General features: G+C 72.8%; 22 protein-coding genes and 1 pseudogene. 7 read left to right on the top strand and 16 right to left on the bottom strand.

The window, feature by feature from the left end; all coding sequences use genetic code 11:
- Window positions 1-132: 132 nt before the first annotated feature.
- On the top strand, window positions 133-516 hold the full coding sequence (locus NPS70_RS24115; protein ID WP_256526490.1) for a hypothetical protein: 384 nt from the start codon (window positions 133-135) through the stop codon (window positions 514-516).
- Between the two features lie 5 nt (window positions 517-521).
- Here NPS70_RS24115 and NPS70_RS24110 read toward each other — a convergent pair.
- Window positions 522-707: pseudogene (locus NPS70_RS24110) on the bottom strand (IS5/IS1182 family transposase); the annotation flags it as partial.
- Between the two features lie 870 nt (window positions 708-1,577).
- On the opposite strand from NPS70_RS24110, the gene NPS70_RS24105 reads away from it, so the two are divergent.
- Window positions 1,578-2,399, top strand: coding sequence for a beta-glucanase (locus NPS70_RS24105; RefSeq protein WP_256526489.1), 822 nt, complete (start codon window positions 1,578-1,580; stop codon window positions 2,397-2,399).
- A gap of 695 nt (window positions 2,400-3,094) precedes the next feature.
- Here NPS70_RS24105 and NPS70_RS24100 read toward each other — a convergent pair.
- From NPS70_RS24100 to NPS70_RS24085, 4 genes are all read right to left on the bottom strand, one after another.
- A complete protein-coding gene (locus NPS70_RS24100) occupies window positions 3,095-3,292 on the bottom strand; it encodes a ferredoxin (RefSeq protein WP_256526488.1) in 198 nt (65 codons plus the stop codon).
- A 17-nt stretch (window positions 3,293-3,309) separates the two neighbouring features.
- Entirely contained in the window at window positions 3,310-4,497 is a 1,188-nt protein-coding gene (locus tag NPS70_RS24095) for a cytochrome P450 (protein WP_256526487.1), read from the bottom strand.
- Window positions 4,498-4,716: 219 nt separating this feature from the next.
- Entirely contained in the window at window positions 4,717-6,174 is a 1,458-nt protein-coding gene (locus NPS70_RS24090) for a SulP family inorganic anion transporter (RefSeq protein ID WP_256526486.1), read from the bottom strand.
- A gap of 64 nt (window positions 6,175-6,238) precedes the next feature.
- Complete coding sequence (locus NPS70_RS24085; RefSeq protein WP_256526485.1) at window positions 6,239-6,832, bottom strand: carbonic anhydrase; 594 nt, start codon at window positions 6,830-6,832, stop codon at window positions 6,239-6,241.
- Window positions 6,833-7,595: 763 nt separating this feature from the next.
- On the opposite strand from NPS70_RS24085, the gene NPS70_RS24080 reads away from it, so the two are divergent.
- The 5 genes from NPS70_RS24080 (at window position 7,596) to NPS70_RS24060 (ending at window position 11,855) form a co-directional block, all read left to right on the top strand.
- Window positions 7,596-7,751: a hypothetical protein gene (locus tag NPS70_RS24080; protein WP_256526484.1), complete on the top strand. Its 156-nt coding sequence runs from the start codon at window positions 7,596-7,598 to the stop codon at window positions 7,749-7,751.
- A gap of 143 nt (window positions 7,752-7,894) precedes the next feature.
- Window positions 7,895-9,151, top strand: coding sequence for a hypothetical protein (locus tag NPS70_RS24075; protein WP_256526483.1), 1,257 nt, complete (start codon window positions 7,895-7,897; stop codon window positions 9,149-9,151).
- Window positions 9,152-9,233: 82 nt separating this feature from the next.
- Complete coding sequence (locus NPS70_RS24070) at window positions 9,234-9,746, top strand: hypothetical protein (RefSeq protein WP_256526482.1); 513 nt, start codon at window positions 9,234-9,236, stop codon at window positions 9,744-9,746.
- Between the two features lie 136 nt (window positions 9,747-9,882).
- Complete coding sequence (locus NPS70_RS24065; RefSeq protein ID WP_256526481.1) at window positions 9,883-10,512, top strand: class I SAM-dependent methyltransferase; 630 nt, start codon at window positions 9,883-9,885, stop codon at window positions 10,510-10,512.
- A gap of 152 nt (window positions 10,513-10,664) precedes the next feature.
- The gene (locus NPS70_RS24060; protein WP_256526480.1) at window positions 10,665-11,855 is read left to right on the top strand and encodes a low temperature requirement protein A; all 1,191 of its coding nucleotides are present in this window, start codon (window positions 10,665-10,667) and stop codon (window positions 11,853-11,855) included.
- A gap of 92 nt (window positions 11,856-11,947) precedes the next feature.
- On the opposite strand, the gene NPS70_RS24055 is transcribed toward NPS70_RS24060, so the two are convergent.
- The 11 genes from NPS70_RS24055 to NPS70_RS24005 form a co-directional block, all read right to left on the bottom strand.
- Window positions 11,948-12,895, bottom strand: a complete 948-nt coding sequence (locus tag NPS70_RS24055) for an endo alpha-1,4 polygalactosaminidase (RefSeq protein ID WP_256526479.1) — start codon at window positions 12,893-12,895, stop codon at window positions 11,948-11,950.
- Window positions 12,892-13,554: a spherulation-specific family 4 protein gene (locus NPS70_RS24050; RefSeq protein ID WP_256526478.1), complete on the bottom strand. Its 663-nt coding sequence runs from the start codon at window positions 13,552-13,554 to the stop codon at window positions 12,892-12,894. Before NPS70_RS24050 ends, NPS70_RS24055 begins: the two co-directional genes overlap by 4 nt.
- Complete coding sequence (locus NPS70_RS24045) at window positions 13,551-14,477, bottom strand: NAD(P)-dependent oxidoreductase (protein WP_256526477.1); 927 nt, start codon at window positions 14,475-14,477, stop codon at window positions 13,551-13,553. The genes NPS70_RS24050 and NPS70_RS24045 overlap by 4 nt, the downstream gene beginning before the upstream one ends.
- Before the next feature lie 9 nt (window positions 14,478-14,486).
- Window positions 14,487-15,200, bottom strand: coding sequence for a sugar phosphate nucleotidyltransferase (locus NPS70_RS24040; RefSeq protein WP_256526476.1), 714 nt, complete (start codon window positions 15,198-15,200; stop codon window positions 14,487-14,489).
- A 28-nt stretch (window positions 15,201-15,228) separates the two neighbouring features.
- Window positions 15,229-16,230, bottom strand: coding sequence for an SDR family NAD(P)-dependent oxidoreductase (locus NPS70_RS24035; protein ID WP_256526475.1), 1,002 nt, complete (start codon window positions 16,228-16,230; stop codon window positions 15,229-15,231).
- A gap of 111 nt (window positions 16,231-16,341) precedes the next feature.
- The gene (locus NPS70_RS24030; RefSeq protein ID WP_256526474.1) at window positions 16,342-17,715 is read right to left on the bottom strand and encodes a hypothetical protein; all 1,374 of its coding nucleotides are present in this window, start codon (window positions 17,713-17,715) and stop codon (window positions 16,342-16,344) included.
- Window positions 17,712-19,259, bottom strand: a complete 1,548-nt coding sequence (gene pelF, locus NPS70_RS24025; protein WP_256526473.1) for a GT4 family glycosyltransferase PelF — start codon at window positions 19,257-19,259, stop codon at window positions 17,712-17,714. The genes NPS70_RS24030 and pelF overlap by 4 nt, the downstream gene beginning before the upstream one ends.
- A 77-nt stretch (window positions 19,260-19,336) precedes the next feature.
- The gene (locus NPS70_RS24020; protein ID WP_256526472.1) at window positions 19,337-21,466 is read right to left on the bottom strand and encodes a hypothetical protein; all 2,130 of its coding nucleotides are present in this window, start codon (window positions 21,464-21,466) and stop codon (window positions 19,337-19,339) included.
- Between the two features lie 435 nt (window positions 21,467-21,901).
- Window positions 21,902-22,429: a hypothetical protein gene (locus NPS70_RS24015; protein ID WP_256526471.1), complete on the bottom strand. Its 528-nt coding sequence runs from the start codon at window positions 22,427-22,429 to the stop codon at window positions 21,902-21,904.
- Window positions 22,430-23,020: 591 nt separating this feature from the next.
- Window positions 23,021-23,464 (bottom strand): hypothetical protein, encoded by a 444-nt coding sequence (locus NPS70_RS24010; RefSeq protein ID WP_256526470.1) that lies wholly within the window; start codon window positions 23,462-23,464, stop codon window positions 23,021-23,023.
- 129 nt (window positions 23,465-23,593) lie between these two features.
- Window positions 23,594-24,499 (bottom strand): (2Fe-2S)-binding protein, encoded by a 906-nt coding sequence (locus NPS70_RS24005; RefSeq protein ID WP_256526469.1) that lies wholly within the window; start codon window positions 24,497-24,499, stop codon window positions 23,594-23,596.
- Window positions 24,500-24,609: the final 110 nt, after the last annotated feature.

The raw sequence follows: 24,609 nt of genomic DNA, 5'->3' as shown, positions 1-24,609 counted from the left end.
CCCGGCGGCGGAGCCGGGGAGCTGCGGCGCCTTCGGCGGCCGACCGGGCGGTCGATCCGCACGGGTGGGACGCCCGGGGTGCGGGAGCGGCGCCGCTGGGGACTGTCTCTCGGATCCGTCCGTGAGATCGTCGTGCTCGTGATCGAGTCTTGGGTGATCAATGACGACAGCCCTGTCCCCGTATCGTCGGCGGGGGTGGTGGAGGCTCTTCGGTCGAGGATCGACAGCGGGCGGCTTGAGACGTGGCTGACCAGTTCGTCTGGACGTTTGCTGGCCTTCGTGACGAATGCCGAGCGAGCGATGGTGGTGCTGCTCGAAGGCGAGGGTGATCCCGGCGAGCATGCCGTGGACCCCGGAACTGCGGGGGCGAGCGACGGGTTCGTCCTCTCCAACGGGCAGGGCGACGAGTATCCGGATGAGGACACCGTCCCCATCCGTGAGGCATGCAAGCTCGTGGAGCACATCGTTGGCACGGGCTCTCGGCCTGCGGACGCACGGTGGGTGGTCGATCGCTGAGCGGGCTACCGCCGTGCCCGGATGAGGGTCGCGGCGAGGTGGAGTGCGGCCTGGTAGGCGATGGCGAGCTTGTCGGTCCCCATGGCCAGGCCGCGCCATTCCTTGAGCCGGTTGATACAGCGTTCGATTGAGTAGCGCTGCTTGTATGCCTCGGCGTCGAAAGCGGGCGGTCGGCCTCCGGCACTGCCTCTGTCACCCGCTCGTGCGGCAGACCCTTCGCCTTGGCCGGTCGCGACCTACCAGGCCGTCGGGGTGTGCCACCGTACGTCCGCCACCGCGAGCAAGCCGAGCACTGCCGACAGTGCCACCGCGACCATGCCGAGTGAGGGCGTGCGCCGAGCACGCCTGCACCCTGTTGGGTTCCTGGCGGTTACTCCGCTGGGCCAGATGCTCCGCCCGACACGTCAGCGCCATCGTCCAGGCCAATCTGTTCCCCTGCTGACCTGCAACTATTCAGAATGGAATCGACTCAGCGGCAGTACTTCGCAAGCCGTAGTTTCAAGCTCCAGCAAGCCTAATCGCGGCCGTTCCGGTTAATCAGCACGCCTGGATGGCGGATGGGTTCTACCCCATTCGGCCATTTTGAAATTGCAGGCGACAGTGTCGTTCACTCTCTTGGGGCGATTACTTTATCCCGGAGGCGGCTCAGCACTCGCCCTGTTGCCTGCGACTGGAGACCGGGTTAGCTTCGCATTGCTCCTGTGAATCGCTTCGGCCAGCCTGGCTTTCCATGCTCCGAGTTAGGTCACGGGACGTAATTTCGCGAGCGAAGGGAGACTTCTGTGCGTCTGCTATTGACTGCACTTTCCGTAATATCCATGGCTTTACTTGGCCTGCCCTCTGTGGGCGTCGCCGAGGCCGCTCCGCCGAATGCTGCGGTAACTCTGGTTAGCCTCACGCCGTCTCGCGCGGTGGCGGCGAGTCCGACCGCTGCCACGCTCACCGTGCGGGCATCGCGATGTACCACCGTTCGACGCCTGGGAGTGGCGGTCCGCGATCAACGCGGAAGGAACCTGGATTTCCCGGGCGCGAGAGAAAACGTCCGCATATGCCGAAACGGCGTGACGATCACCACTGGAAGGCGAAGCTTTGAGCCCGGTGAATACGTCATGTTCGGCTTCTACGAGATCGCCGGACGATTCTACAACCTGCCGCACGTAAAGCTCTCCGTCACGTCTACACAAGGAGGGCTTCCGCCGAGCGCAGGAAAATCACTGGCCTTCGGAGAGGAATTCGGTCGCATTTCATGGGGGAAGCGATGGAATGGTAGCCGAACGAGCGCGTACGAGTACGGCGACCATAACCCGAAGGACAACAAGCTCGATTGGCTGAGCCCATCCGCGGTGTCGACGCATGCGGGCGTCGCGACTTTCACAGCCAGGCCCTCTCGGCGGATTCTAGAGAACGGTCGGTTGGCATGGGAAACAGGTCTGCTGACGACCGAAAACACCGACGAGGACTTCATGGTCCGCCCAGGCGACTACGCAGAGACGCGAGTTCGCCTGCCCGACGCCCATGGGGCATGGCCGGCGCTGTGGACGTGGAAGGACGGAAACGGCGAAGTCGATGTGTTCGAGTATCACCCGAACAACTTCGACCTACTCGAACTCACCAACCGAGTGAGACCCGCTGGCACCTACTACCGCGACCCCGAGAGCATAGGCCCGGGGCGGTGGATCACGATCGGGGTGCACTTCGGGGCCCACTCTTCCGACTGGTACCTCAACGGGCGCAGGATCTACTCCGACCACACCGGCGTCGGCAACAACTGGTCCGCGCACCTCATCCTGAACCTATCGGTGTGCGCTGGCGCCTACCATCCCCCGCCCGAAGGCCGCACTCCCTTCTCCTTCGCCGTGGACTACCTCCGTGTCTGGAGGTAGAGGGCGAGGCTTCACCTGAACTCCTTCTTGCCGTGGGCCTTGGAGAAGCGGCGTATGGCGCCCCGTGGGTCAACTCGGCAGTGAAGGCGACGAGTTCAGTGCAGCGGTCGGCCATGGCGAGGAAACCTCCCCGACGTGTGCTGCCGGGGAAGAAGACACACAGCGGCTGTGCCGCGTCCAGGAGGTCTCCCTGTCCCGTTCTACCGGTAGCTGAAGGCCGACGGTCCACCCGGTGCGAGTACAGGTGTCGGTCTCGCCCGGCGGACCGGGGAACGCACCTCCACCCACGTCCCTGCCGCACTCGCAGCGGAGGCAGCGGCGCCCCACAGCTGACGGATTCTGGAGATCGCCACAACCCATGATCACTGCCGTGTGACGACGAGCGGTCTACGCAGGCGCTCGGCTGGGGTTTCCCAGCCGAGCGTTTCGCTTGGCCAGCCTTTGCGTTCGGTGGTGACCGTGTTCAGGTGCTCGCGGGTGTTGCCCGTGAGGTCGGTCCTGGGGGAGGGCAGGTCCCAGGAGTCCGGGGCCGCCCGTAGTCGTCCCCGCCGCACCACCCGCAATCGAAGGCGAACTCCACCCGAATCCCTCCCCGCGCCTGCCGGATCGAGGATGCCCGGCGCGCCGGTGCGGTCACCACCCACCCGCCAGCACCCCACAGAAACGGCACTCATAGCCGTTCAAGGAGACAGGCCCTAAGCGTCCTCGACGAGTACGACGGCCCCGACCGGGCAGGCCCGCGCGGCCTCGCGCACGAGCGGGCTGCCCGCGCCGTCCTCGTGGCCCGGTGCCACGGTGCCGAAGCCGTCCTCGTCCTGGGTGAAGACCTCCGGGCAGGTCAGGGCGCACTGCCCCGCGCCGATGCAGGCCCCTCCGTCGACGGTCACACGCACGGGCTGCCCGCCTCCCCTCACCAGGTGACGGGGAGTTCGAGCATCCCCTGGATCGTGTCGCCGGGCTTGAAGGGAACCTCCTGCGGGGGCACCGCGAGCCGCAGCCCGGGCAGCCGGCGCAGCAGCGTGCCCAGCGCGATCTCCAGCTCCGCCCGGGCGAGGTTCTGTCCCAGGCACTGGTGGATGCCGTGGCCGAAGGCCAGGTGGTGACGGGCCGGGCGGGCCCAGTCCAGCAAGTCGGGGGCGGCGTAGACCTCGGTGTCCCGGTTGATGGCGGAGGTGGCGAACACCACGCCCTCACCGGCGCGGATCAGCACTCCGGCGACCTCCGTGTCCTCGCGTGCCACGCGCAGCAGGCCGTCGGCGACGGACAGGAACCTCAGCAGTTCCTCCACGGCGGCCGGGACGAGCGCGGGGTTCGCTCGCAGCTCCGCCATCCGCCGGGGGTGCCGCAGCAGTGTGAAGGCGCCCAGGGAGATCATGTTGGCCGTGGTCTCGTGCCCTGCGACCAGCAGGATCGTGGCCAGCTGGACCAGTTCCTCCCGCTGCGGTGCGCCCGTTTCCAGCTGACGTGCCACCAGGTCGTCGAGCACCCCCTCGCCGGGGTGCGCCCGCTTGCGGTCGACCAGGTCGCCCAGGTACGCCTCCAGTCGCGCGAGGGCGTCCTCGACGTCCGCCCCCGTGGGACCGCGCAGCAGACGGCGCGACTGCGTCTCGAAGAACTCGTGGTCCGCGTAGGGCACCCCGAGCAGCTCGCAGATCACCATGGACGGCACGGGCAGCGCGAAGGAGGCGACCAGCTCGGCGGGAGGACCCTGCGCCTCCACCGCATCCAGCAGCCCGTCGACCACGGTCCGGATGCGGGGCCGCATCCGCTCCGCGCGCTGGAGGGTGAAGCCGCGGATCAGCATCCGCCGCTGTGCGTGGTGCTCGGGGTCGTCGAGCCCGAGCAGCGCCGGGCGACGGCGCCGCCGGAGCGCCGCCCGCTCGGTGGGCACGGGGAAGTCGCGGTGGGTGGAGTCGCTGGACAGCCGCTGGTCCGCGAGGAGCGCCCGGGCGGCGGCGTGCCCGGTCACCAGCCACACGGAGCGTCCGTCCCACAGGGTCACCCGGGAGAGCGGGTGCGTGCGGCGTGACGAGGTGTAGGCGCCGGGCGGGTGGTAGGGGCAGGTGCGGTCCTGGGGGAAGGCTGCGGCTTCGGTCATGGGGGCCTCGCAGACGGTGGCATCGGCGGCTCGGACGAAGGTGGCTCCACGGACAACTACATGCCTCAGGCATCCATCTGGTCAACGCGAGGATCGGCCAACCCCCCGGGCTGGCGCGTTCCCCGCCCCTCGCGCCCTGTGCTCACCTCGCGTGCCGCCCCCTCCGGCCCGCGGTGCGGGGGCCGGAGGGGGCGGCGGCGGTGGCAGGAGCGGTGGGGCTCAGGCGTTGGTCAGGGTGGCGACCGATGTCCCGCGCCGCTGCGCCCAGGTGTCGAGCGTGGTGGCGCAGGCGTGGTCGAGGTGGCGGACCCCGGTGAGGTCCAGCTCGACCGGCCGGTCCTGCGGGATCGCCTCCAGCGCCTCCAGCAGCCGCGGCAGGCGCAGGAAGGTCGCCGAGCCGGTGATGGAGACGATGAGCCGGCCGTCGGTCAGCTCGTGCACGCCGACCTGCACCTGGGAGGTCTCCCAGGCGCACTTGACCACGGCCAGCAGCAGGCCGAGGAGCACGCCCTCGAACATCCCGACGGCGACGATGGCCAGCGCCGTGGCGGCCAGGACCAGCGCCTCGCCCCGGTGCCTGCGCCACAGCGGAAGGAACTCCCCGGTGGGGACGAGCTTGCAGCCGGCGTGGAGCAGGACTCCGGCGAGCGCGGCGAGCGGGATGATCCCGATGGCCGCGGGTAGCAGTGCCGCGAACAGCACCAGCCACAGCCCGTGCAGGACGCGCGAGAGCTTCGTCCTGGCACCCGCCTGGACATTGGCGGAGCTGCGGACGATGACGGCGGTCAGCGGCAGGGCGCCGAGCGCGCCGCACAGCGTGTTGCCCACTCCCTGCGCCATCAGCTCCTTGTCGTACTCGGTGCCCTTGCCGTTGTGCATCCTGTCGACGGCGGCGGCGCTGAACAGGCTCTCGGCCGAGGCGATCAGCGCGAAGGCGAGCACGGTGCCGACCGCGGCGAGGCTTGCCAGGGCGGCGAAGGCCGAAGCGCCGGGGGGCTGTACGGCCGACAGCAGCCCCTGTACCTCGACCCGCGGGACGGACAGGCCCCCGGCGGCGGCCACGGCCGTGGCCAGGGCCACCGCGGCGAGGGGAGCGGGGAGTACCCGGACGCGGGCCGGCAGTCTCTTCCAGAGGACCAGGACGGCGATGGTCCCCAGGCCGAGTGCCGAGGCGGTCAGTGCCTGCCGGGAGGTGAGCACGTCGGCCACCAGCCCGGGCACACCGATGATCTTCTCGAAGCCGGAGCGGGGCTGCTCCAGCCCGGCCATCGTGTAGAGCTGCCCGAAGAGCAGCACCAGGCCGATGCCCGCGAGCATCCCGTGGACGACGGAGACGGAGATGGCGCGGAAGACACGGCCGAACCGCAGGGCTCCCAGGCCGATCTGGAGGAGTCCGGAGACCAGCACGAGGGCGCCCAGTGCGGCGAGGCCGAAGGTCTGCACGGCCTCGTAGACCAGGACCGTCAGTCCCGCGGCCGGGCCGCTGACCTGGAGGCTGCTGCCGGGCAGGGCACCGACCACGAGCCCGCCGACGATGCCGGTGATCAGGCCCAGCTCGGCGGGGACGCCGGAGGCCACGGCGACGCCGACACACAGGGGCAGGGCGACCAGGAACACGACCAGCGACGCCAGGACGTCCCGTCGGACGTCGGAGGTGTTGCCGAGGGGGGATAACATCAGCGGCCTTCCTCGATGTGTGGGGTTGGTGGGGGTTGCGGCCGAAGGGCACGGGCGGTGTGGTTCACAGCGGCCTGAAGGATCCGCTGCCGGTGTCGTAGGTCCGCACGGCGCCCGTGTGGACCTCGTAGTACCAGGCGTGCAGGGACAGGGCTCCCTCCGCGACCCGCCTCGCCACGCTGGGGTGCGCGTGGAGGCGCTGCAGCTGGGTGAGCGCATGGTCCTGCACGGACTCGGCGAGGTCGGGGCGGACTCCCGGGCCGCCCGCGGGGCGCGGGGTCGACCGCTCCAGCCACCCCTGTACGGAGGGGACGGCGGAGAGGTCGTCGGAGCGGACCAGGGCGCCCACCGCGCCGCAGTGCGAGTGGCCGCAGACGACGACGTCGCGCACGCCGAGCACCTCCACCGCGTACTCGACGGTGGCGGCCTCCGCGCAGGGCCGGTCGGCACCGTACTCCGGCACGACGTTTCCGGCGGTGCGGAGTTCGAAGAGCTCCCCGGGCCGCGCGCCGGTGATGAGGGCGGGCACCACCCGGGAGTCGGAGCAGGTGATGAAGAGCACCTCGGGGCGCTGGCCGGCCTCCAGGGCGCGGAACTCCTCGGAATGCTCGGCCACATGGGCCGTGAAGGAGCGTGCCCGGTCGATCAGGGGCTTCATGGGGGGCCTCTCTGGGGAAGGGAGGGAAAGGCGCGGGGGAGGATTCCCCCGGCACCGGGCAGCGGCATATTCACTCGGCAATGGCGTGGAGCGGAGCGGACCGCCCTGTGCGGAGGCGGTGCGCCGGGGCGGCCGGGCGGGGCGCGCATTGCCGTGCTCCGAATACGGGTGGAGTGTTCGGAATTCCCTCGGGATGCGGATGCACGGATTCGATGGATGTCCGAAAACCGCAGGTGTCCGTCGGGTTTCAGCGGGTGCGCGCCAGAGTCGGGCCGAAAAGCATCGCCATCCTCGTGCTTGTGGCCGAATGGAGATGGTGGTGGTACTGCCGGGAGAACGGGAAGTCCGCTTTACCCGCGGATTACCTTGCAGTCCAGGTCAAGGGATCGTCAAGTGCGGAGCGGGCGCCGGGGACTGGTGCCGGGTGTGCGGGCTCCGGCGGGAGGTCCGGCCGTCCGGCTCGCGGGGCCCGCCGCCGACCCCTGCGGCCGCCCCCGTGCCCCGGTGGCGGGCTCTTGGGGTGCGCGCGGTTGCGCCGCTCCTCCCGTGTCGGGGCGGTTTGGCGACGGCGGGGTGAACGGGGGGTTCCGTTGACCTGGGTCGACCCGGGTGCTGTCTCGAATTGCCGCGTGAGAGCGCTCTCGTGTCCTGATAGCGCCATCCGGATTGCCCTTCATTGACAGTGACTTGGTCTGGGCTTTACGGTCTGTCACCGCGCCACAATCAATGGCCGTCGTTCCTATGTTCCTATTCGGAGGGTCGCATGGAAAAGCTGATCGCGAAGATGTCGCAGGACGCCGTCTGGCAGAAGTGGGTGGCCGTCAACTCGGCCCAGGGTTCGGCCAAGTCCGGCTGCATCAGCGCGGCTCCGAAGTCCGGCTGCATCAGCGCCGCCGGAAAGTCGGGCTGCATCTCCTGAACCGCGGCTGACGGGGGAGCGGGATGGGCCGGGCGTGCCTCCAGGGCCCCCGGCCCCTTTCCCGGCAGGGATTCCGCAAGGGACCCCGGCCCTCGCCGGCAGTGAATCCGCAATCCGCCAACCGGTCCACAGGGGGTGCTCGCGTGCACGGTCAACCGCCGGCAGAGTTCGTCGAACAGGTGAGGGACATACCGATCTACCGCGCGTCGGTTGCCGCGGGCAGCTTCCCCGTCCTGGAGAAGCCCGAGATCGCCCGGGGGTTCCCCGGCAACTGGATGACGCCGCGACTGGCTGCCGCGCTCGCCGAGGGCGAGGCGGAGTTCGTGCTCTCCACCGGCACCAACCACGCCAGGATGCAGATCATCCGGCCCCCGTACTTCCTGCTGCACTCCTACTACAGGCTCTGGAGCGAGCACCCGGACATCGCCTTCACCTGGGAGCAGGGCTGCGAGCGCGTCTCCCTGACCACCGTGCTGGCGACGGAGCACGTCGCACGCACCAACGCCGGGAAACGCGGTGCCACGCCCGAACCGGTGCCGTCGCTGCGCGACCGCAGGCTCGACGACCGCACCGTGTACCTCAACCTGCGCCTGGACCCGGCGCAGTGGGAGCGCTCCGACGTCGAACGGATGGTGGCGGAGATCCACGAGGCCCGCCGGGCGCACCCCCGCGGCTGGTACCACCTCGACTGCTCCGGCTACCACCTGGCCCATCTGGTCCTCAAGGCCCGCCGGTGGGGCCTGTGGGAGGACCTCCCGCGGCCCGCCAGCATCGTCCACGCCTACGAGTACACCCCCACCAACGTCCGGCGCTTCCTGACGCGGCACTTCGCCTGCCCGGTCGTCGACCTCTTCGGCAGCACCGAACTCGGCTACCTCTACTACAGCGACCGCCACGGCCGGTACCACCCCCACCTCGACCGGATGAGCGTCGAACTCCTGCCCGTCACCCCGGGAAGCGACATCTACAGCCTGATCGTCTCCAGCGTCCGCAACCCCTACATGCCGCTGATCCGCTACCGCTCGGGCGACTGCGTGCGGACCCTCGACGGCACCCCGGACCCGGAGCGGATCGAGCGCTTCTGCGGACGGGAGAAGGAACTGCTGCCCGCAGGAGCGCTGCGCACCGGCCGCCGGGGCCCGATCGCCCAGGGGGACCTGGACGACTGCGTCGCCGGGATCTCCCCCGCCGTCTTCGTCCACCGGCTCCGCGTCGACGGCGACCGGGACGCCCGTCTGTCGTACACCACCTTCGACGGAGCCCCGCTGGCACCGCCCGTGGCCGGGGAACTGGCAGGGGCCGTCGGCGCCCTCGTCGGACGCCGCTGCGCGCTGGAGCACCGCGACCACGTCCCCATCGGCCGATCCGGCAAGTACGCCTGGCTCGACACGAGCCGCTGACCGCGCCGGGAAACCGGCACCCCACCGCGAGGCCCCGGCGCCGACGCGCCGGCGGCACCGCACCGCACCTCGAGGGAGAGACGTGAGCGCACCACCGCAGACGACGGCCGAGGACCTGCGCACCCTCCTCGGCCACGACCTCCACGAGGAGGTCGTGGCCCACTTCTCCGCCGGGGACGGCCCCCCGAAGGCGTTCGTCGAACGGCAGGTACTCGAATGCCTCCGCTACCTGTACCTGGTCTCGCTCCACCGCGAGCGGCTCTCCGGACTGTTCCTCCCGGTCGAGCAGGCCGTGGACGAGATCTGGCACTACCTGATCCTCCAGACCCGCGAGTACCGGGCCCTCTGCGAGGAGCGGCTTCCCGGCGGCTACCTCATCGAGCACCGCAGCATCGCCTACCAGGACTACCAGCGCGAGCCCGGGCGCGAGGAGGTCGTGGAGGAGGCGCTGCGCTGGATCCCCCTGTACTGCCGGGCGTTCGGGCCGTTCGAGGAGGAGGCGCTGCCGCACTGGACGATCGTCCGCTTCCTCCACCGGCAACTGGACATGTCCCTGGAGGAGATCGCGGAGATCGACCTCCCGGACGGGCCGTAGGCCCCGCGGTTTCACCCCCCGTGGCCGAGGGAAGCGTCCAGGCACCCGGCCCGCCGCGGCGCAGTGCCTCCCTCCGGGCCGGCACCGCACCGCCCGCGTCCGACGCCACCCGACCGCCCCGACCGGAAGGCACCCCGTGCAGCAACCGCCGCCCGCGGCCCGTCTCTTCGACGCGATCGCGGAGGAGTACGAGAGCGCCTTCGCCGCCTCCGAGGGGCGCAGGCAGAGCGTGGCCTGGCTCCTGGGCGAACTGCCGCCCGGGAGCCGGGTCCTCGACATCGGGTCCGGCACCGGCAGGCCCGTCGCCGCCGCCCTCGCCGGATCCGGGCACCGGGTGACGGGCGTCGACGTGTCACCGGTCATGGTCGAGCTGGCCTCGCGCCATGTGCCCGACGCCCGCTTCCTCCTCGCCGACATCCGCACCCACGAGCCGGAGCCGGGCCACTACGACGGCGTCTGCTCCTACTTCAGCCTGCTCCAGATGACCCGCGCCGAGCAGCGCGCCGTCCTTGCCAGGGCGGCCGCCGCGCTGGTGCCCGGCGGCGTCTGCGCTCTCGCCACCGTCCCCCTCGACCTCGACGGAGTCGAGGGCCGCTGGATGGGCCACGAGGTGACCCTCACCAGCTTCTCCACCGAGGCGTTCGTGCACCTGGTGGAGGAGGCGGGGCTGAGCGTGGCCGAGGTCCGGGAGGAGGAGTTCACCCCGGCGACGGAGCTCGCCACGCCCGAACCCCAGCTCTACGTGCACTGCCGCCGCCCGCGCTGACCGGCCCGGATCCGGCCCGCCGGGCCCCGGCGGCGGTCCCGCCCCCCGGCGAGGCACCGCCGCCCGCCCTCCCGCCGCGCCTGCCGCGTCCCCTCGGCCCTTCTGGGCCATTCTGGGACGACGTGCGATGCCGAGCGGGAGGCGGACCGGAGATGACCGAGCACAGTTCCCAGGGAGTGGGCCGGGGCCGGGTCGTGCGGCCCCTGGTGCGGATGACCTCCCGGCGCCCCGACGAGGCGCACCGGGCCGCCACTCCGCTGGAGCTGCTGTTCGACCTGTGCTTCGTGGTGGCCGTCGCCCGCGCCGGGGCCCGGCTCGTCCACGCCGTCGCGGAGGGCGATCCGGCCCACGGCATCGGCGGGTACCTCCTGGTGTTCTTCGCGCTGTGGTGGGCCTGGGTGAACTTCACCTGGTTCGCCTCCGCCTACGACTGCGACGACGTCCCCTACCGGGTGGCCACCCTGGTCCAGATGGCCGGGGTGCTGGTCCTGGCGGCCGGGATCCCCGAGGCCTTCGACGAAGGCGACTACACGGTGGCCGTCGTCGGCTACCTGATCATGCGCGTGGCCCTCACCGCCCAGTGGCTGCGCGCCTCCCGCGGGGAGACCGGCGCGGGGCGGACGACCGCCCTGCGGTACGCCGGGGGCCTGGTCCTGGTGCAGCTCGGCTGGGTGGTGCTGGTGCTGCTGCCCGATGCCGCATGGCTGTGGGGCATCGCGCCGCTGATCGTCGCGGAGCTGGCCGTCCCCGCCTTCGCCGAGCACAGCCGGCGCACCCCCTGGCATCCGCACCACATCTCGGAGCGCTACGGGCTGTTCACCATCATCATGCTCGGCGAGAGCATCGCGGCCACCAGCGTCGCCGTGCAGGCCGGGCTGGACGAGCACGCGCTCGGCGACCTGCTGCCGGTCGCCGCGGGCGGCCTGGTGATCGTGTTCGCGGCCTTCTGGATCTACTTCTCCGTTCCCATCCACGAGTACCTGGTCTCCAGCCGCCAGGCGTTCCTGTGGGGCTACGCCCACTACGTCGTCCTCGGCTCCGCGGCCGCGATCGGGGCCGGCCTGGAGGTGGCGGTGGAGCAGGTCACCCACCACGCCCACGTGTCCGCGACCGGGGCCGCGTTCGCCGTGACCCTTCCCACCGCGCTGTTCATGGTCTCCGTGTGGGCCGTCCACGCACGCCACTTCAAGCGGGACATCGCCGAGCACCTGGTGCTGCCCTGCGGCGCCTTCCTGGTGCTGCTCGCCACCCTGGCCGGGCACTGGGCCGTCCCCCTGGCGGGCCTCGCGGCGGCCGCGACCGTCGCCGCGGGCATCGCCCTGGGCGCTCGCAGCCGCGGCTGAGGCCCGCCGGGCCGCCTCCCTCGCGCCACGGCGCCCCGCACGAGACCCGCACAGGGCGCCGCACCCGGACCGCGGTCCCGGCCTCCGTCCTCTCAGCAGGGGTCGCGCCACACGTCCAGATCCAGGCGCTTGCGCATCGACGACAGCCCCAGGTCCCGGGAGTCCGCACAGAACTCCTCGGTCCGCTCCTCGTACTCCACGTGGAACACCGCCTTCCCCGCCGCGACGAACGGCTCCAGCCGCTCGCACTCGTCGAACTCCGCACACTCCTCGTTCACCGCGAAGTCGAAGTGGTCCACCAGCACCGGGACATGCGCCAGGTCGTTCTTCAGGCCGACCGCCAGGCCGCGGTCGTGCGCGATCTCGGCGATCATCAGGTTGTAGCGCAGCTGGTCGTCGGCGGAGAGCGGGAACCCGGTGTCGTTGGCGTACCCCTCCAGCAGGTCCGGCTCGACGGCGTCGAAGCCCTTGTCCCGGCACATGTCGAAGCGGCGCTCCATCAGCGGCCGCAGGACGTCCGTCCGCCTGATGTCCAGCCACCGCTCGCCGTGCCACCCGTTGGGCGAGCCCAGCAGGGAGCGGGGGAAGTCCTCCTGGTCGGGCCGGTAGTCCTCCCAGGCACCCGCGTTGATGTAGCAGATGACCCGGCGCCCGTCCCGCTTCAGGCGGGCCACGTCGGCCGCGGAGTTCTCAAAGCCGTCGATGTCGTAGACCGGCACGTCCACCGAGGGGTCGACCCGCCCGTCCAACTGCCACTGCCAGGCGAGCCCGGGCCGGGGCTGCCAGCGCCCGCCCGGTCCCGAGGACGCCCCCGGACCGGGCGTACCGGACGTGCGCCCCGGCGACGGTGCGGAGGCCGAGGCGGACGGCGGCGTCCCCGGCGAGGCCGTGCCCGCCGGCGGCCCGGTGGAGGCCGGGGGCCGCGGGGCGGGGGAGGAGCGGTCCGGACCGCGGGCACCCGGTTCGCCGCCGTCCGAGGAGCATCCCGCGGCCGCCAGCACCAGCAGCGCCACGAGCGCGTGGCGCGCCCCGCGCCTCATCGCTCGGCTCCCGCGAGCGCGGGGGTGAGGTCCGCCCAGGGGTTGGGCAGGTCGCCGGTGACCGGACCGGTGACGGCCGCCCCCCGGGTGCGCGCCGTGCGCACCGCCAGCGGCACCAGGGCCTCCGGCACGCCGTACACCAGGTGGCAGAAGCGCTCCGGTGCCTGACGGACGGTCCAGTCGGGTCGGCTGAAAGCGGACACGTAGGTGCTCCAGTGGCCCTCGAAGGTGACGGTGAGGTCGGCGGCCCGCGCGTACCCGGGCGCCGGGTGCACACCCGGGTTGATCACGACCGGCGACGCGCCGAGCCTGCGGACCCTGCGGACCAGGCGCCGGCAGGCCGGGAGTTCCGCCGCGCCCGAGGTCACCTGGTCGAGGAAGCAGCCGTCCGCGGCGTACCACTCGCGGTAGCGGGCGACCTCCTCCGCGACCGTGTCCTCCGTGCGGCGGCCGTAGCCGCTGTCCACGTAGCCGAGGACCCGGGCCCCGCGCGCACGCAGCGCCCTGGCGGCCGCCGCGTACGCCGGATCGGGCTCATCGCCCGGCCCGCTCGCGGGGTTCAGGATCACGGCCCAGGTGCGGCGTGCAGCGGTGATGAGCCGGTGCCAGGCGCCCGGATCGTCGGCCGGGTGGACGTAGAGGGGTATCAGGAGGCTCACGGCGTGCCGTCCGGGACGGCACCGGCGGCCACCGCGGTGCCGTCCTCCCGCCACAGGGCGGCCACCGAGTCCCGAAGGGTGTGCGCGGGCCGCCAGCCGAGCGCCTTCTCGGCGGCGGCGATGTCGGAGCACTGCCAGGACACCCCGCCGGAGCGGGCCGATCCGCCGTTCTGCTCCACCACCCGGCCCCGGAACCCGGCCGCCCGCGCCAGCCCCTGCACCAGGTCCCGCACGGGGACCGCCCCGCCGCCGCCGACGTTCAGCACGCCCGGGAGCGGTCCGGGGACCGTCGCCGCGAGCAGTGAGGCCCGGGCGACGTCGCGCACGTCCACGAAGTCCCGGTACGGGGAGAGGTCCCCGAGCCGGAGCTCCGCATCGGGGCCCCCGCCGGCCGACCGCAGCAGCCGGACCACCCGCCCCGGAAGACCCGCGGCCGGAGCCCCCGGGCCGACCGGATTGCCCACCCTCAGCACGACCGCGTCCAGTCCCGACGCGGTCACCGCCGCCGTGCCGGCGAGCTTCGTGGCGCCGTACGGGGTGGCGGGAGCGGCCTGGGCCGTCTCCGCCACCCGTACCCCCTCGGTGCCCGGGCCGTACTCGGCCGCGGAACCGAGGTGGACCAGCCGGGCCCCGGGGGCCGCGGACCGCAGGGCCGCGGCCAGCACGGCCGGGCCCCGGGCGTTCACCTCCGCCAGGGTGACGGCGTCGCCGCCCACCGCCCCGGCGCAGTTGACCACCGCGTCGGGTGCGACGTCGGCGAGTGTCCCCGCCAGGCGGTCGGGGGAGACGGTGGCGAGGTCGACGCCGACGTCGGCGGCGGGCGAGCGCCCGCCGCCGATCACGGCCACGTCCGGCGTGCGGCGCAGCAGGCCGGTGACGTGTCCGCCCAGATATCCGGTGAAGCCCAGGACGAGGATGCGCATGACGGGGGTTCAGGCTCCCTTGAGCAGCAGTGACTTGCGGCTGGTGAACTCGGCGTTGGCCCGGTCGTAGTCGTCGGGGCGGCCTATGTCGAGCCAGTAGCCGTCGAACTCGTACGCGTGCGGGGGGTTCTCCTCCTTCAGCAGGTCCAGCACCAGCTCGTCGAAGCCGAGCGGGAGGCCGGGCGTGTAGCTGTCGAGTGTGGCCCGGGAGAGGCCGTAGACCCCCATGGAGACCCGGTAGTCCAGGCTCGGCTTCTCGGTGAACCCGACGACCCGCCGGTCGTCGGTGGTGAGCACACCGAAGTCGATGCGGACCTGGCGGCTGTAGGTGGCGATGGTCAGCGGTGCACCGGAGTCGGTGTGCCGGCCCAGCACGTCCGCGTAGTCGAGGTCGGTGAGGACGTCGCCGTTCATGACGAGGAACTGCTCGGGCAGGCGGTCGCGCAGGTTCAGCAGCGGACCCATGGTGCCCAGCGGGCTCTCCTCGGTGGCGTAGTCGATGGCCATGCCCCACTGGGACCCGTCGCCGACGTAGGCCCGGATGATCTCCCCCAGGTGCCCGATGGCGAGGGTGCAGCTGCGGAATCCGGCCGCGGCGAGCTGGCGCAGCACGATCTCCAGGATCGCGTGCTGGTCGCCGATGGGGACCAGCGGCTTCGGCAGCGCGGTGGTGTACGGCCGCAGCCGGACACCCTTGCCTCCCGCCAGGATCACTGCATGCACAGGCTTCTCCTTCGTGGTGTCCGAACGGTCAGATGTTGTAGATGTCGGTCTTGTAGCGGGCGAGGTTCGCCGGGTCGCGGAAGAACTCCACGGTGTGGGCGAGCCCCTGCTCCAGGTCGTGAGCCGGGGCCCAGCCGGTGGTCTCGCGCAGCCGCGTGGCGTCGGCCACCAGGCGCATCACCTCGGAGTCGGCCGGGCGTACGCGCTCGGCGTCCGTGCGGACGTCGACCGGGGTGTCCATGACCTTCCCGATGAGCGACACCAGGTCGCCGACGGAGATCTCGCCCCCGGTGCCGGCGTTGAAGGTCCGGCCGACGACCCGCTCGGCCTCGGCCGTGCCGACCGCGAGGAAGGCCTGCGCCGTGTCCCGGACGAAGGTGAAGTCGCGGGTGGGACGGAGGTCGCCGAGCGTGATGGTCCGCGCGCCCGCGGCGAGCTGGCCGATCACCGTGGGGATCACGGCCCGCATCGACTGCCGGGGGCCGAAGGTGTTGAAGGGGCGGAGCGTGACCACCGGGGTGCCGAAGCTCGCGTGGTAGCTGTCCGCGAGCCGGTCGCCGCCCGCCTTCGAGGCCGCGTACGGGGACTGGGTGTTGATCGGGTGGTCCTCGGTGATGGGGACCGTCTGCGCGGTGCCGTAGGTCTCGCTGGTCGAGGTGTGCACCAGGCGGGGCGTACCGAGGGCGCGCACCGCCTCCAGCACGTTCAGCGTGCCGGTGACGTTGGTGTCCACGTAGCTGTGCGGCGCCTGGTACGAGTACGGGATCGCGATGAGCGCGGCGAGGTGGTAGACGCACTCCGCCCCTTCGGTGAGGGCGCGGACCGAGCCCGGGTCCCGCACGTCTCCCAGGACGATCTCCACCTCCGCGAGCACATCGGCGGAGAGGGTCTCCAGCCAGCCGTAGGAGGAGAAGGAGTTGTACTGCGCCATGGCTCTGACGCGGTAGCCCGCGGCGACGAGCGCCTCGGTCAGATGGGAGCCGATGAATCCTTCGGCTCCGGTGACGGCGGCGAGCGGTGCGGAGGTCAACACGTGTCCTTTCGGTCGGTGGTTCGCGGAACGGTCGTGAGGGTGCGGTGCGGGCCGCGGCCCGCCGGTGCGGGGACCGCCGCGTCGGTGCCGGCGGTCCCGGTGCGCGGGTCAGGTGTGGGCGGCCGGTCGGCCGAGGCGGCTCAGTACCCAGGCGGCCAGCACGAGCGAGGCCGCCCCGCAGCTCGCGGGGAGCAGCAGCGGGTGCGGAGGCGCCGAGGCCAGGGCAGGGACCGCCACCGCGGACGCCGCCGCCAGGCACACCAGGGCCGGTGGCCAGGCGATCCCGAACGCCTGCAGGAGCAGGGCGCACCACAGCGTGGCGCCGAGCGCCAGCAGGGTGGCCGGGTCGGCGCCCACCAGCAGGGCGCCCGGGAGCAGGGGCAGCAGGTAGCCGGCCAGGCAGAGCATCAGGATGCCCGCCGAGCGGCGGCGGAACCCGGACGGCGTGGCGGCCGACCGCAGCGCCGCGACGGACAGCCCGCGGTAGCGGTAGAGCAGCCACTCCGCCGGGCCCATGCTCACGGTGAGCACGATCACCGCGAAGGGCTCCGCGCGGCCTTCGCTCAGCACCAGGGCGCCCGCGGCGAGACCGAACAGGCCGTAGGGGACCGACAGCAGGGCCCGGGGCCGTGCCGCGTGCGCGGCCGCCGGTGCCGCCAGTGCACGGGACAGCGCGAACCCCGCGGCGGCGACCGTGGCGGCCACCGTCGCCAGGGGCACCGCGATCCGCACGGCGGCGCCGGCGTCCCACCACACCAGGGCTGCGGCTCCGGCGATCAGCGGGGCGAGGGCGGCCAGGAGCAGCTTCTCCCGGCCCAGGACGAGGAGCACGCCCGCGCAGGCGAGGTAGACCGACTGCGCGGCCGCGAAGGCGGCGGCCGGTCCCGGCCCGGCGACCGCGAGCCCCGCCGCGGTGGCCAGGGCCGCCCCGGCCAGCGCCCCGAGCAGCAGTGTCCGGCCGGCCTCCCGGCGGCCGTCGGCGAGCCGCAGGTAGGCGCGGTGGCCCAGGGCCTGGCCGAAGGCCCAGGACACGAGCCCGGCCGTGACCAGCGCGGGGACGGCGTCGGTGCCCTGCCACAGCGGGGCGGTCAGCAGGTGCGCGAGGCCCGGCAGCGCGAACAGCGCACCGCGCAGGGCGCAGCGCAGATGGTCCGGGCGCCACGGGTCCCCCGGCGCCTGCGGTTCCGGGAAGGCCCGCGGCACCCGCTGGTAGAGGGCGTCCGCGAGCGCGAACAGGTCCTTCTTGCCGTACCGTTCGCGGATCACGTCCGCCGTGAGTCCTTCGGACTCCAGCATCGCCGCGATCTCGTAGGAGTGGACGGCGGGGCCCAGCGCCTCGGTCATCTCGGCGGCGAGGCGGTCTATCTCCTGCTCGCGCCCCCGCATCCGGGGCAGGCGCAGGGCCAGGGTGCGCTGGTCGCCCAGGCGCAGGGCCAGGGTGTCCTCCCCGGTGCGGGGCTCCAGGGGCAGCGGTCCGCTCATCCGGCCATGCCCGCCGTTCCGGCGGCGGGTATCCGCTCCCGCCCGACGGCCGCGAGCAGCGCGACGGGCTCCGCCGCGGTGCGCTGGCGTGGCAGGAGCCCGCGGCGGTCGGCGAGTTCCTGGTAGATGTCCCGGAAGGCGTCGATCGTCTGGCGCAGGGTGAACTGCTCGATGACGCGCAGCCGTGCCGCCTCGCCCATGCGCCGTCGGCGCCCGGGATCGCCGAGGAGCTCCAGTGCCGCGTCCGCCATCGCCCGCGGATCGCGCGGGGGGACGACGAGCCCGGCCTCCCCGACGGCCTCGCGCACGCCGCCCACGTCGGTGGAGACCGTGGCGCGGCCGCAGGACATCGCCTCGATCAGGGTGAAGGGGAAGCCCTCGCTGATGCTGGACAGCATCACGACAGAGCCGGCGGCGTAGGCGTCGGTGATGTCCTCCACCCGGCCCTCGAACCGGACGGCCTCGGCGTGTCCGAGTGAGGCGGCGAGCGCCTCGCAGCGCTCGCGGTAGGCCTCGCCGCCGCGGGGAGTCCCCCCGAAGAGCCGCAGGGTCACCTCCGGCTGCTTCTCCCGGACGAGGGCGAAGGCGCGGATCAGGGTCTCCAGGTCCTTGATCGGGTCGACCCGGCCCGCCCAGCTGAGCACCGGGCCGTCGGGTTCCGGCCCGGCCGGCGGGAAGGCCGAGGGGTCCACGCCGTTGTAGACGGTGCGGATCAGGCGCGGGTCGGCACCGCCCTGCTCCTCCCACAGCCGGTTGTACCGGTTGCCCGGGGTGATGAGTGCCGCCCGGCGGTAGGTCTCCTCCGCGAGCAGCCGGAAGAAGCCGAGCACCACGGCCTTGACCGGCCAGCGGTAGGGGGCCGTGCGGTACCCGAGGTAGCGCTCGCGGAGGTAGACGCCGTGCTCGGTGAGCAGAAGCGGCACACCGTGGCGTTCGAGCCCGGCGAGACCGGGCAGCACGGCGACCCCGCCGCTGACGGCGTGCGACACGCCGTGCCGGGGCGCCTCGGCCGCCAGCGGCCGAAGGGCGTGCTCCAGCAGGCTGGTGGCGGTCAGCGCGTCGTGCAGGTTGGGGCGCGCCTCGCGGACTATCAGGCCGGGGCGGTTCCAGACGGAGGCCAGGACGCCGATGGCGCGGTCGCTCCGGAGGAAGGGGCTGAGCAGCCCGTCCGCCGCGGCGTCCGCCAGGGTGTAGAGCGCCGGGGCGAACCCGTCCTCCGCGCAGGGGTCGAGCAGCGCGGTGGCGAAGCGCTCGTAGGCCTGGGCGATCCGGCGCTCGCGCCGTCCCGAGGGGGGCCGACCACCGGGGGCCGGGCCCCACATGGGTGCCGAGCGGACCCGGGTGACGTGCGGGGGCAGCTCCCACACCACCGGTTCGCGGCCGGTGCCGGTGACGGCCAGGACGTCGAAGGCGACGTCCGGCATGCCGGTGACGATCTGGTCGCACCAGACGCTCACACCGCCGTGGCTGTGCGGGTAGGTACCTTCGGTGAGCAGGGTGACGTGCGTCGCGCCGGAGTGGCGCGCGCCGTGGATAGCGTGCATGGGTGTGCTCCGCCGTCGAGGGCTGGACAGAGGCGTGCAGGTGGCGCGGGCGCCCCCGAGGGGCGCCCGCGGCACGCTCAGCTCTCGGGCGAGTAGGGCACCTGCCGGGTGACGCCGGCGGGTACGGGGACGTCCGGCGCGGTGCCGGAGGGCTCCGGGGAGGAACCGCTCTCGGGGGCGGCGGCCGGGGCGGCCGCCCCGGGGACGTCCAGGGTGAGGGACCCGGCCGTGCCGGTGGCCCAGCCGGAGACCTGCCCGGCGTAGGGACTGCCGAAGGCGGCGGTCCCGCTCTGCGTCCCGGCGGGCATGGTCGCGGTGACCGCGAGGCCCGCGGGGGTCTCCACGGTGACGGTGTCGCCGGTCCGGTAGGCGCTGACCTGCCCGGCGGCGACGGCCGCGCGCCATGCGGCACGGCGCTGCTGCTCGATGCCGATGTCCTTCATCCGCAGGTTGACGACCGGGGCGCTGTCCGCGAACAGGCCCGCGTAGGTGTCGAGCACGCCGTCGAGCACGGGGTAGGCGATGCGGTCCTCGGCGAGGTTCGACTGGTGGATGAAGTGGGGCTTGGGGTCGTTGGCGATCACGTGGCCGAGGGCGATCCGGGTCTCCAGCGGGACGATGTAGTCGCCGTAGCCCGTGGAGAGGTCGAGCGGAGCCGGGAGGCAGGTGGTCGTCTCGGGGTAGTCCTCGCAGATGCCGCTGCCGCCCTGGGCGCGGCTGGTGTAGATCCAGTTGTACTCGTCGACCTGCTCGGCGGCGCGGCCCGCGTTGTAGAAGACGTTCATCGGGTAGCGCGCGACGGTGAGCGCCGGGCCGACCTGGCGCAGCTGCGGGTCGCGCGAGTTGTCGGACGCGAGCCAGGTGACGGCGTTGTCGCCGAGGGCGGGGGCCAGGTTCGGGTTGTCCTGCGGCTGCTGCGGCGTCACCTTCAGGCCGGAGTGCTCGCCCGTGACCAGCTCGTCGTCCTCCAGCGGAAGGCCGGCGACGTCGCCCCAGACGCGGTTGGTGGCGATCTCGTCGGAGATGTCGTTGCGGCTCACCCAGACGGTGTCGCCGCCCGGAGTGGTCTCGCACCGCCACGGGACCACGGTGGTGTCCTGCACGCAGCCGAGGAAGGCGTGGGTGTAGGTGTGGTTGATCCACCGGAACTCGTCGCGCTCGGCGATCAGGCGGTCGGCCAGGGCGTCCTCGCCGTTGTTGTCCTCGCGGTGGTCGACGCTGCCGGCGCCGTTGTAGGCGAGGTCGAGGGTGAACTGCTTGGCGTCCTGCCACGCGGTGGCGTGGTCGACGTCGGCGGCGGTCATCCGGATCGGGTCCGGCTGCACGCTGCTGTCGGTGCAGTCCACGTCTCCGGGAGTGCAGTTGAGCTCGGAGTTCCAGCGGTCGTCCGCGGCGAACACGTCGTCGACGTGGACGGCGAAGTAGTTGCGGGAGGCGCCCAGGTGCACGCCGTCGGTCATCCATTCCACGATGCCGCGGGCGAGCAGGCGGAACTGCTGCTGGTACTGGTTGTAGACGAAGGTGACGACCAGTTCGCGCCGCCCGTCGTGGCGGTACTCCCCGACCAGGGAGCCGCGGGTGGCCCGGCCCGGGATCGGTGCGTCGACGTAGGTGGTGAAGTCGGCGCCGGCGACGGGGGTGGAAAGGAAGGCGTAGCTCTCGCCGACGTCGGGCGAGTTGTCCTCGAAGGGCACCGCGCCGTCGAGGTAGGCGAAGGGGCCGGTCGCGCCCGCCGGCGTGACCTGCGCCTCGACGCCGTCCATGCTGCCGGAGTAGCCGCCGAAGACGGGGTACTGGAGCCCGGCCTCGGGCCGGGCGTAGGTGTAGGCGTCCACCTGCGGGATGTCGTAGGTGCGCTCGTAGTCGGCGAGGGCCGTCATCTCGGCGGAGCCCGCCGGGAAGGGGTTGTCGTTCGGCAGGACGACGGCCTGGAACCTGGCGCGCGGAACACCGGCCACGGTGTCCGCCAGGAAGGCCGCGTCGATGACGGGTCGGCCCGCCTGCTGGAGGTCCACCTCCGTGTAGGGGGTGCCCGCGGTCTCGAGTTCCGCGGCGATGGCGTCCACCGCGGGCCCGCCGTCGGAGACCACGAGGACCCGTAGGTCGATGCGTACCGGGTCGTCGGCGTGTGCCGTGCTCACGGGCAGGCACAGAGAGGCCAGCAGGGCGCCGGCCGTGCACAGAGTCGTGCGAATACTCCGCTTCATGCGGTTATGTCCCCTCCCCAAGGACGGGATGAAGACAGCCCCGTGCGGAGCGGACGTCACCCCCGTGCGGACGCCGCCGCCCCCTCGGGCGGCTGGTCGCTCACATCCGTCTCGTCACATAGTGATGCGTGTGTGGACCTTTTGTGTTCCCACCGCGAAAGCTGGCGGAAAACGACAGGTGACGAACTGTGCTCTGTTGGGGGCGTGTTGTGGGGGCGCGAAAGCGCCTCCAGGATGTGCGCTCCCCTGCTCAGCAGGCGGTTGCGGCCTTCTCGGGAGGGGGTCCGGAACGTCGGTGCCCGGATCGCCGCCATTGGTCTAGACCGATGTAGCTATCGTCAAACGTCGATTTTCAGCCAACGTGTGTCGCCGCCGCGCCGCCGGGTCGGCAGGGGCGCGGCGGCGACCGTCATACGGGCTCGCCCGGGTGTGCGGTCAGGCGCACAGGACGCGGGTCTCGGGCGTGTAGACCGGGCCCCCGCTGAGGTTGCTGCTGTCGCTGAACTCGGCGTAGAAGTAGGAGTAGAAGCCGATGTTGCCGTTGCAGCCGGAGTCGGCCGCGACCTGGAGCGTCAGGGTCACGGTGCGGCTCTGGCCGGGCGGGATGGTCGTGCCGTAGTTGCCGCCGAGGTCCGCGGGGCCGGTGCCCGAGCACGGCACGCTGCCGCCGGTGGTGGCCAGCGCGCAGCCGGTGAAGCTGTACTTGAGGTCGGGGCGCTGCGTCGTCAGCCAGGTCGGGTCGATGGTCTGGTAGATGAACCAGATGTCGTAGGTCTGGTTGTTGGTCATGGTCATCGACAGGTTCACCGTGCCGCCGGGGGTGGTGGTGGCGGCGTCGGTGCTGAAGGTCAGCTCGGCCGGCGCGGGATCGGCCGCGTGCGCGGCGGGCGCCAGGCCGAAGACGGCGAGGAAGAGGGCGAAGACGGAAGCGAGGCCCATGCGCCTCATCTGAGTACGTCGCATGGAGCGGAACGCTACGAGAGCGGGGTGCCCGCCGTCCGTCACTCCGGGTCAGCGCTCGTACACGCGACCGAAAGTGCGCTGCGTGTGAAGCGCTTGTGACGCCGTCTTCACCGTGTGACGGTGGGGTCGTTTCCGCACGGCAGGGGCCCCCGGGGCGGTTCGGGGGGCGGCTCGCCGCCCCGCGCGGACGCAGCGCCGCCGCGCGTCCGCCAATGGCCTGTACCGGTCACCGGGGAAGCCGGTGGGCAGGGCGCGGCGCGTCCGGAGTGCGGACGGCCCCGTGGGCCGCGCACCGGAACCGGGTGGGGGCGGCTCCCGGGGGTCTCACCGGCCCGCCTGCCGCCGGGGGGTTCGGCCCTCCCGTGACCGCGGGTTCCCCCGGATCCTCCTCGCACACCCGTGCACCGCAACGGACGGGTGATGGCGGGTGAACGGTTCCCGACGGGCCGGGAGGGCCGACGCGGGCCGCGGCGGGTTCCCGGCCCGGACGCGGACGGGGGTCCCGGCGCCGGTCCCACCGGTCCGGGGCCGCTCGGGCGCGGCACCCGGACGGCGGTGCCGTCCCGCCCCCGTGGCCCCCGCCCGTCGGGATCAGCCCTCGGGGTCCATCCCGCTGGCGCGGGCGATGCCCTCCAGCGCGTCGTCGACCGCCTGCCGCTCGGTCATCCAGGTGTGCACCTGGTCCCGGATCTCCGCGAGCGCCTCGGGGTCGCCCGCGACCTCGGGGGTGACGACCGCGTAGCCGGCGCTCCCGTCGGGGCCCGGCATGTCGACCACCTCGTGGTCCATCCGCCCGGTCGAGACGATCGCCATCACGACGAGGAACTCGCGCTGGACGTCCCCGGCGAAGTTCTTGGCCGACCCCGCTTCGAGGAAGCCCTCGTTGCCCTCCGCCATCAGCCGGGTCATCTCCTCCACGGCCGTATGGAGCGTCGAGAAGTCCTCCGGGTCCATGCGCGCCTTGACGGACTCCAGGTACAGGGCGGCCATGGCCATCCGGTCCTGCGGGCTGTCGTCTGGTGTGTGGTCGTCCATCACCACCTGCTACCCGCGAACGCCCTCCCCGCACACCCCCGTCCAGGGCCATCCGGGCTACTGCCGCCCGCCGGCCCACCGCGGGCGCGGGGCGTCGCCCGTGCCGGGAGCCCGGGTGCGGGCCCTCCGTCAGGAGCCCCCACCGTGCTCCGGTGCGGGCGGGGGCTGCTGCGCCGGGCCGCGCTCCGCGGCGATCCGCCGCAGGCGCTCGGCGTCGCCGGTGCGCGGGCACGTACCGCACGCCTCCGCGGGGCGCAGTGTGTAGTAGAGGCAGCATCCGGCCCGGTCGCGCGTCGGACGGCGCCGGCCGTCCGCGTCCTCCAGCCACCGGAACGCGGCGCCCGCCGGGAACGGCGCCATCGGCCCCGGCAGGAGCCGTTCGGCCTCTCCCACGGCCCGCTCCTCCTCGCCCAGCATCCGGCCCAGGTACCAGATGCCCGAGACGAGGTCGTCCTCGACCATGCCCCACAGGGCGCGCGGCCCCCGGCGCAGCCGCGGGGAGAGGGCGCCGCACAGGGGCCGGGCCAGGGTGGCGACGGCGTGCAGCAGCGCCTCGGCCGTCTCCCGCTCCCCGGACAGCACCCGGACGCCGGGCAGGCCCGCCGCGGGATCGCCCGGCAGGCAGGCGAAGGCCCCGGGGACCACCTGGTGGCCCTCGCCGCGCAGGGCGAGGCGTACGTCCTCGGGGCGCAGCAGCGGCACCCGGCGCTCCAGGTACCAGGGGCCGCTCAGCAGAAGGCACAGGGACCACAGGTGGCCGTGCAGGAAGCGGGAGGCGGTGACGTCGGGGCGGGGCGCGCGGCCGTGTTCCGCCCTGATCCGGTCGGCCCCGTCGGCGAGGAGGGCGTCCAGCAGCCCCGGGCGCCCGACGAGTTCCGTGCCGTCGACCCAGCCCGGCCCGGCGGGCGTCCTCGGCGCGCAGACCGCGACCTCCAGTGCCGGGCACAGCGCGGCCAGGCGCCGGTAGGCGGCGGCCGTCAGGGCGGAGCAGCTCTCGGCGGGGCGGCGTGGCGCCGGTGCCGGGGCGAGGATCACGGGAGCTCCCGGGAGGGGTGGATCGGCAGAGGGGCGGACGCGGTCCGGCGCGGGACGGCCACCGTCCGCGGGTCGCGACCTGAGGGAAGGCTCACCTTACTACCGGGTCG

Origin of the sequence: Streptomyces sp. C10-9-1, from assembly GCF_024497955.1 — a bacterium.
Taxonomy (GTDB): Bacteria; Actinomycetota; Actinomycetes; order Streptomycetales; family Streptomycetaceae; genus Streptomyces; species Streptomyces sanyensis.
Note: the sequence above shows the minus strand (reverse complement) of the source record. Positions and strands in the feature narration are given on the sequence as shown.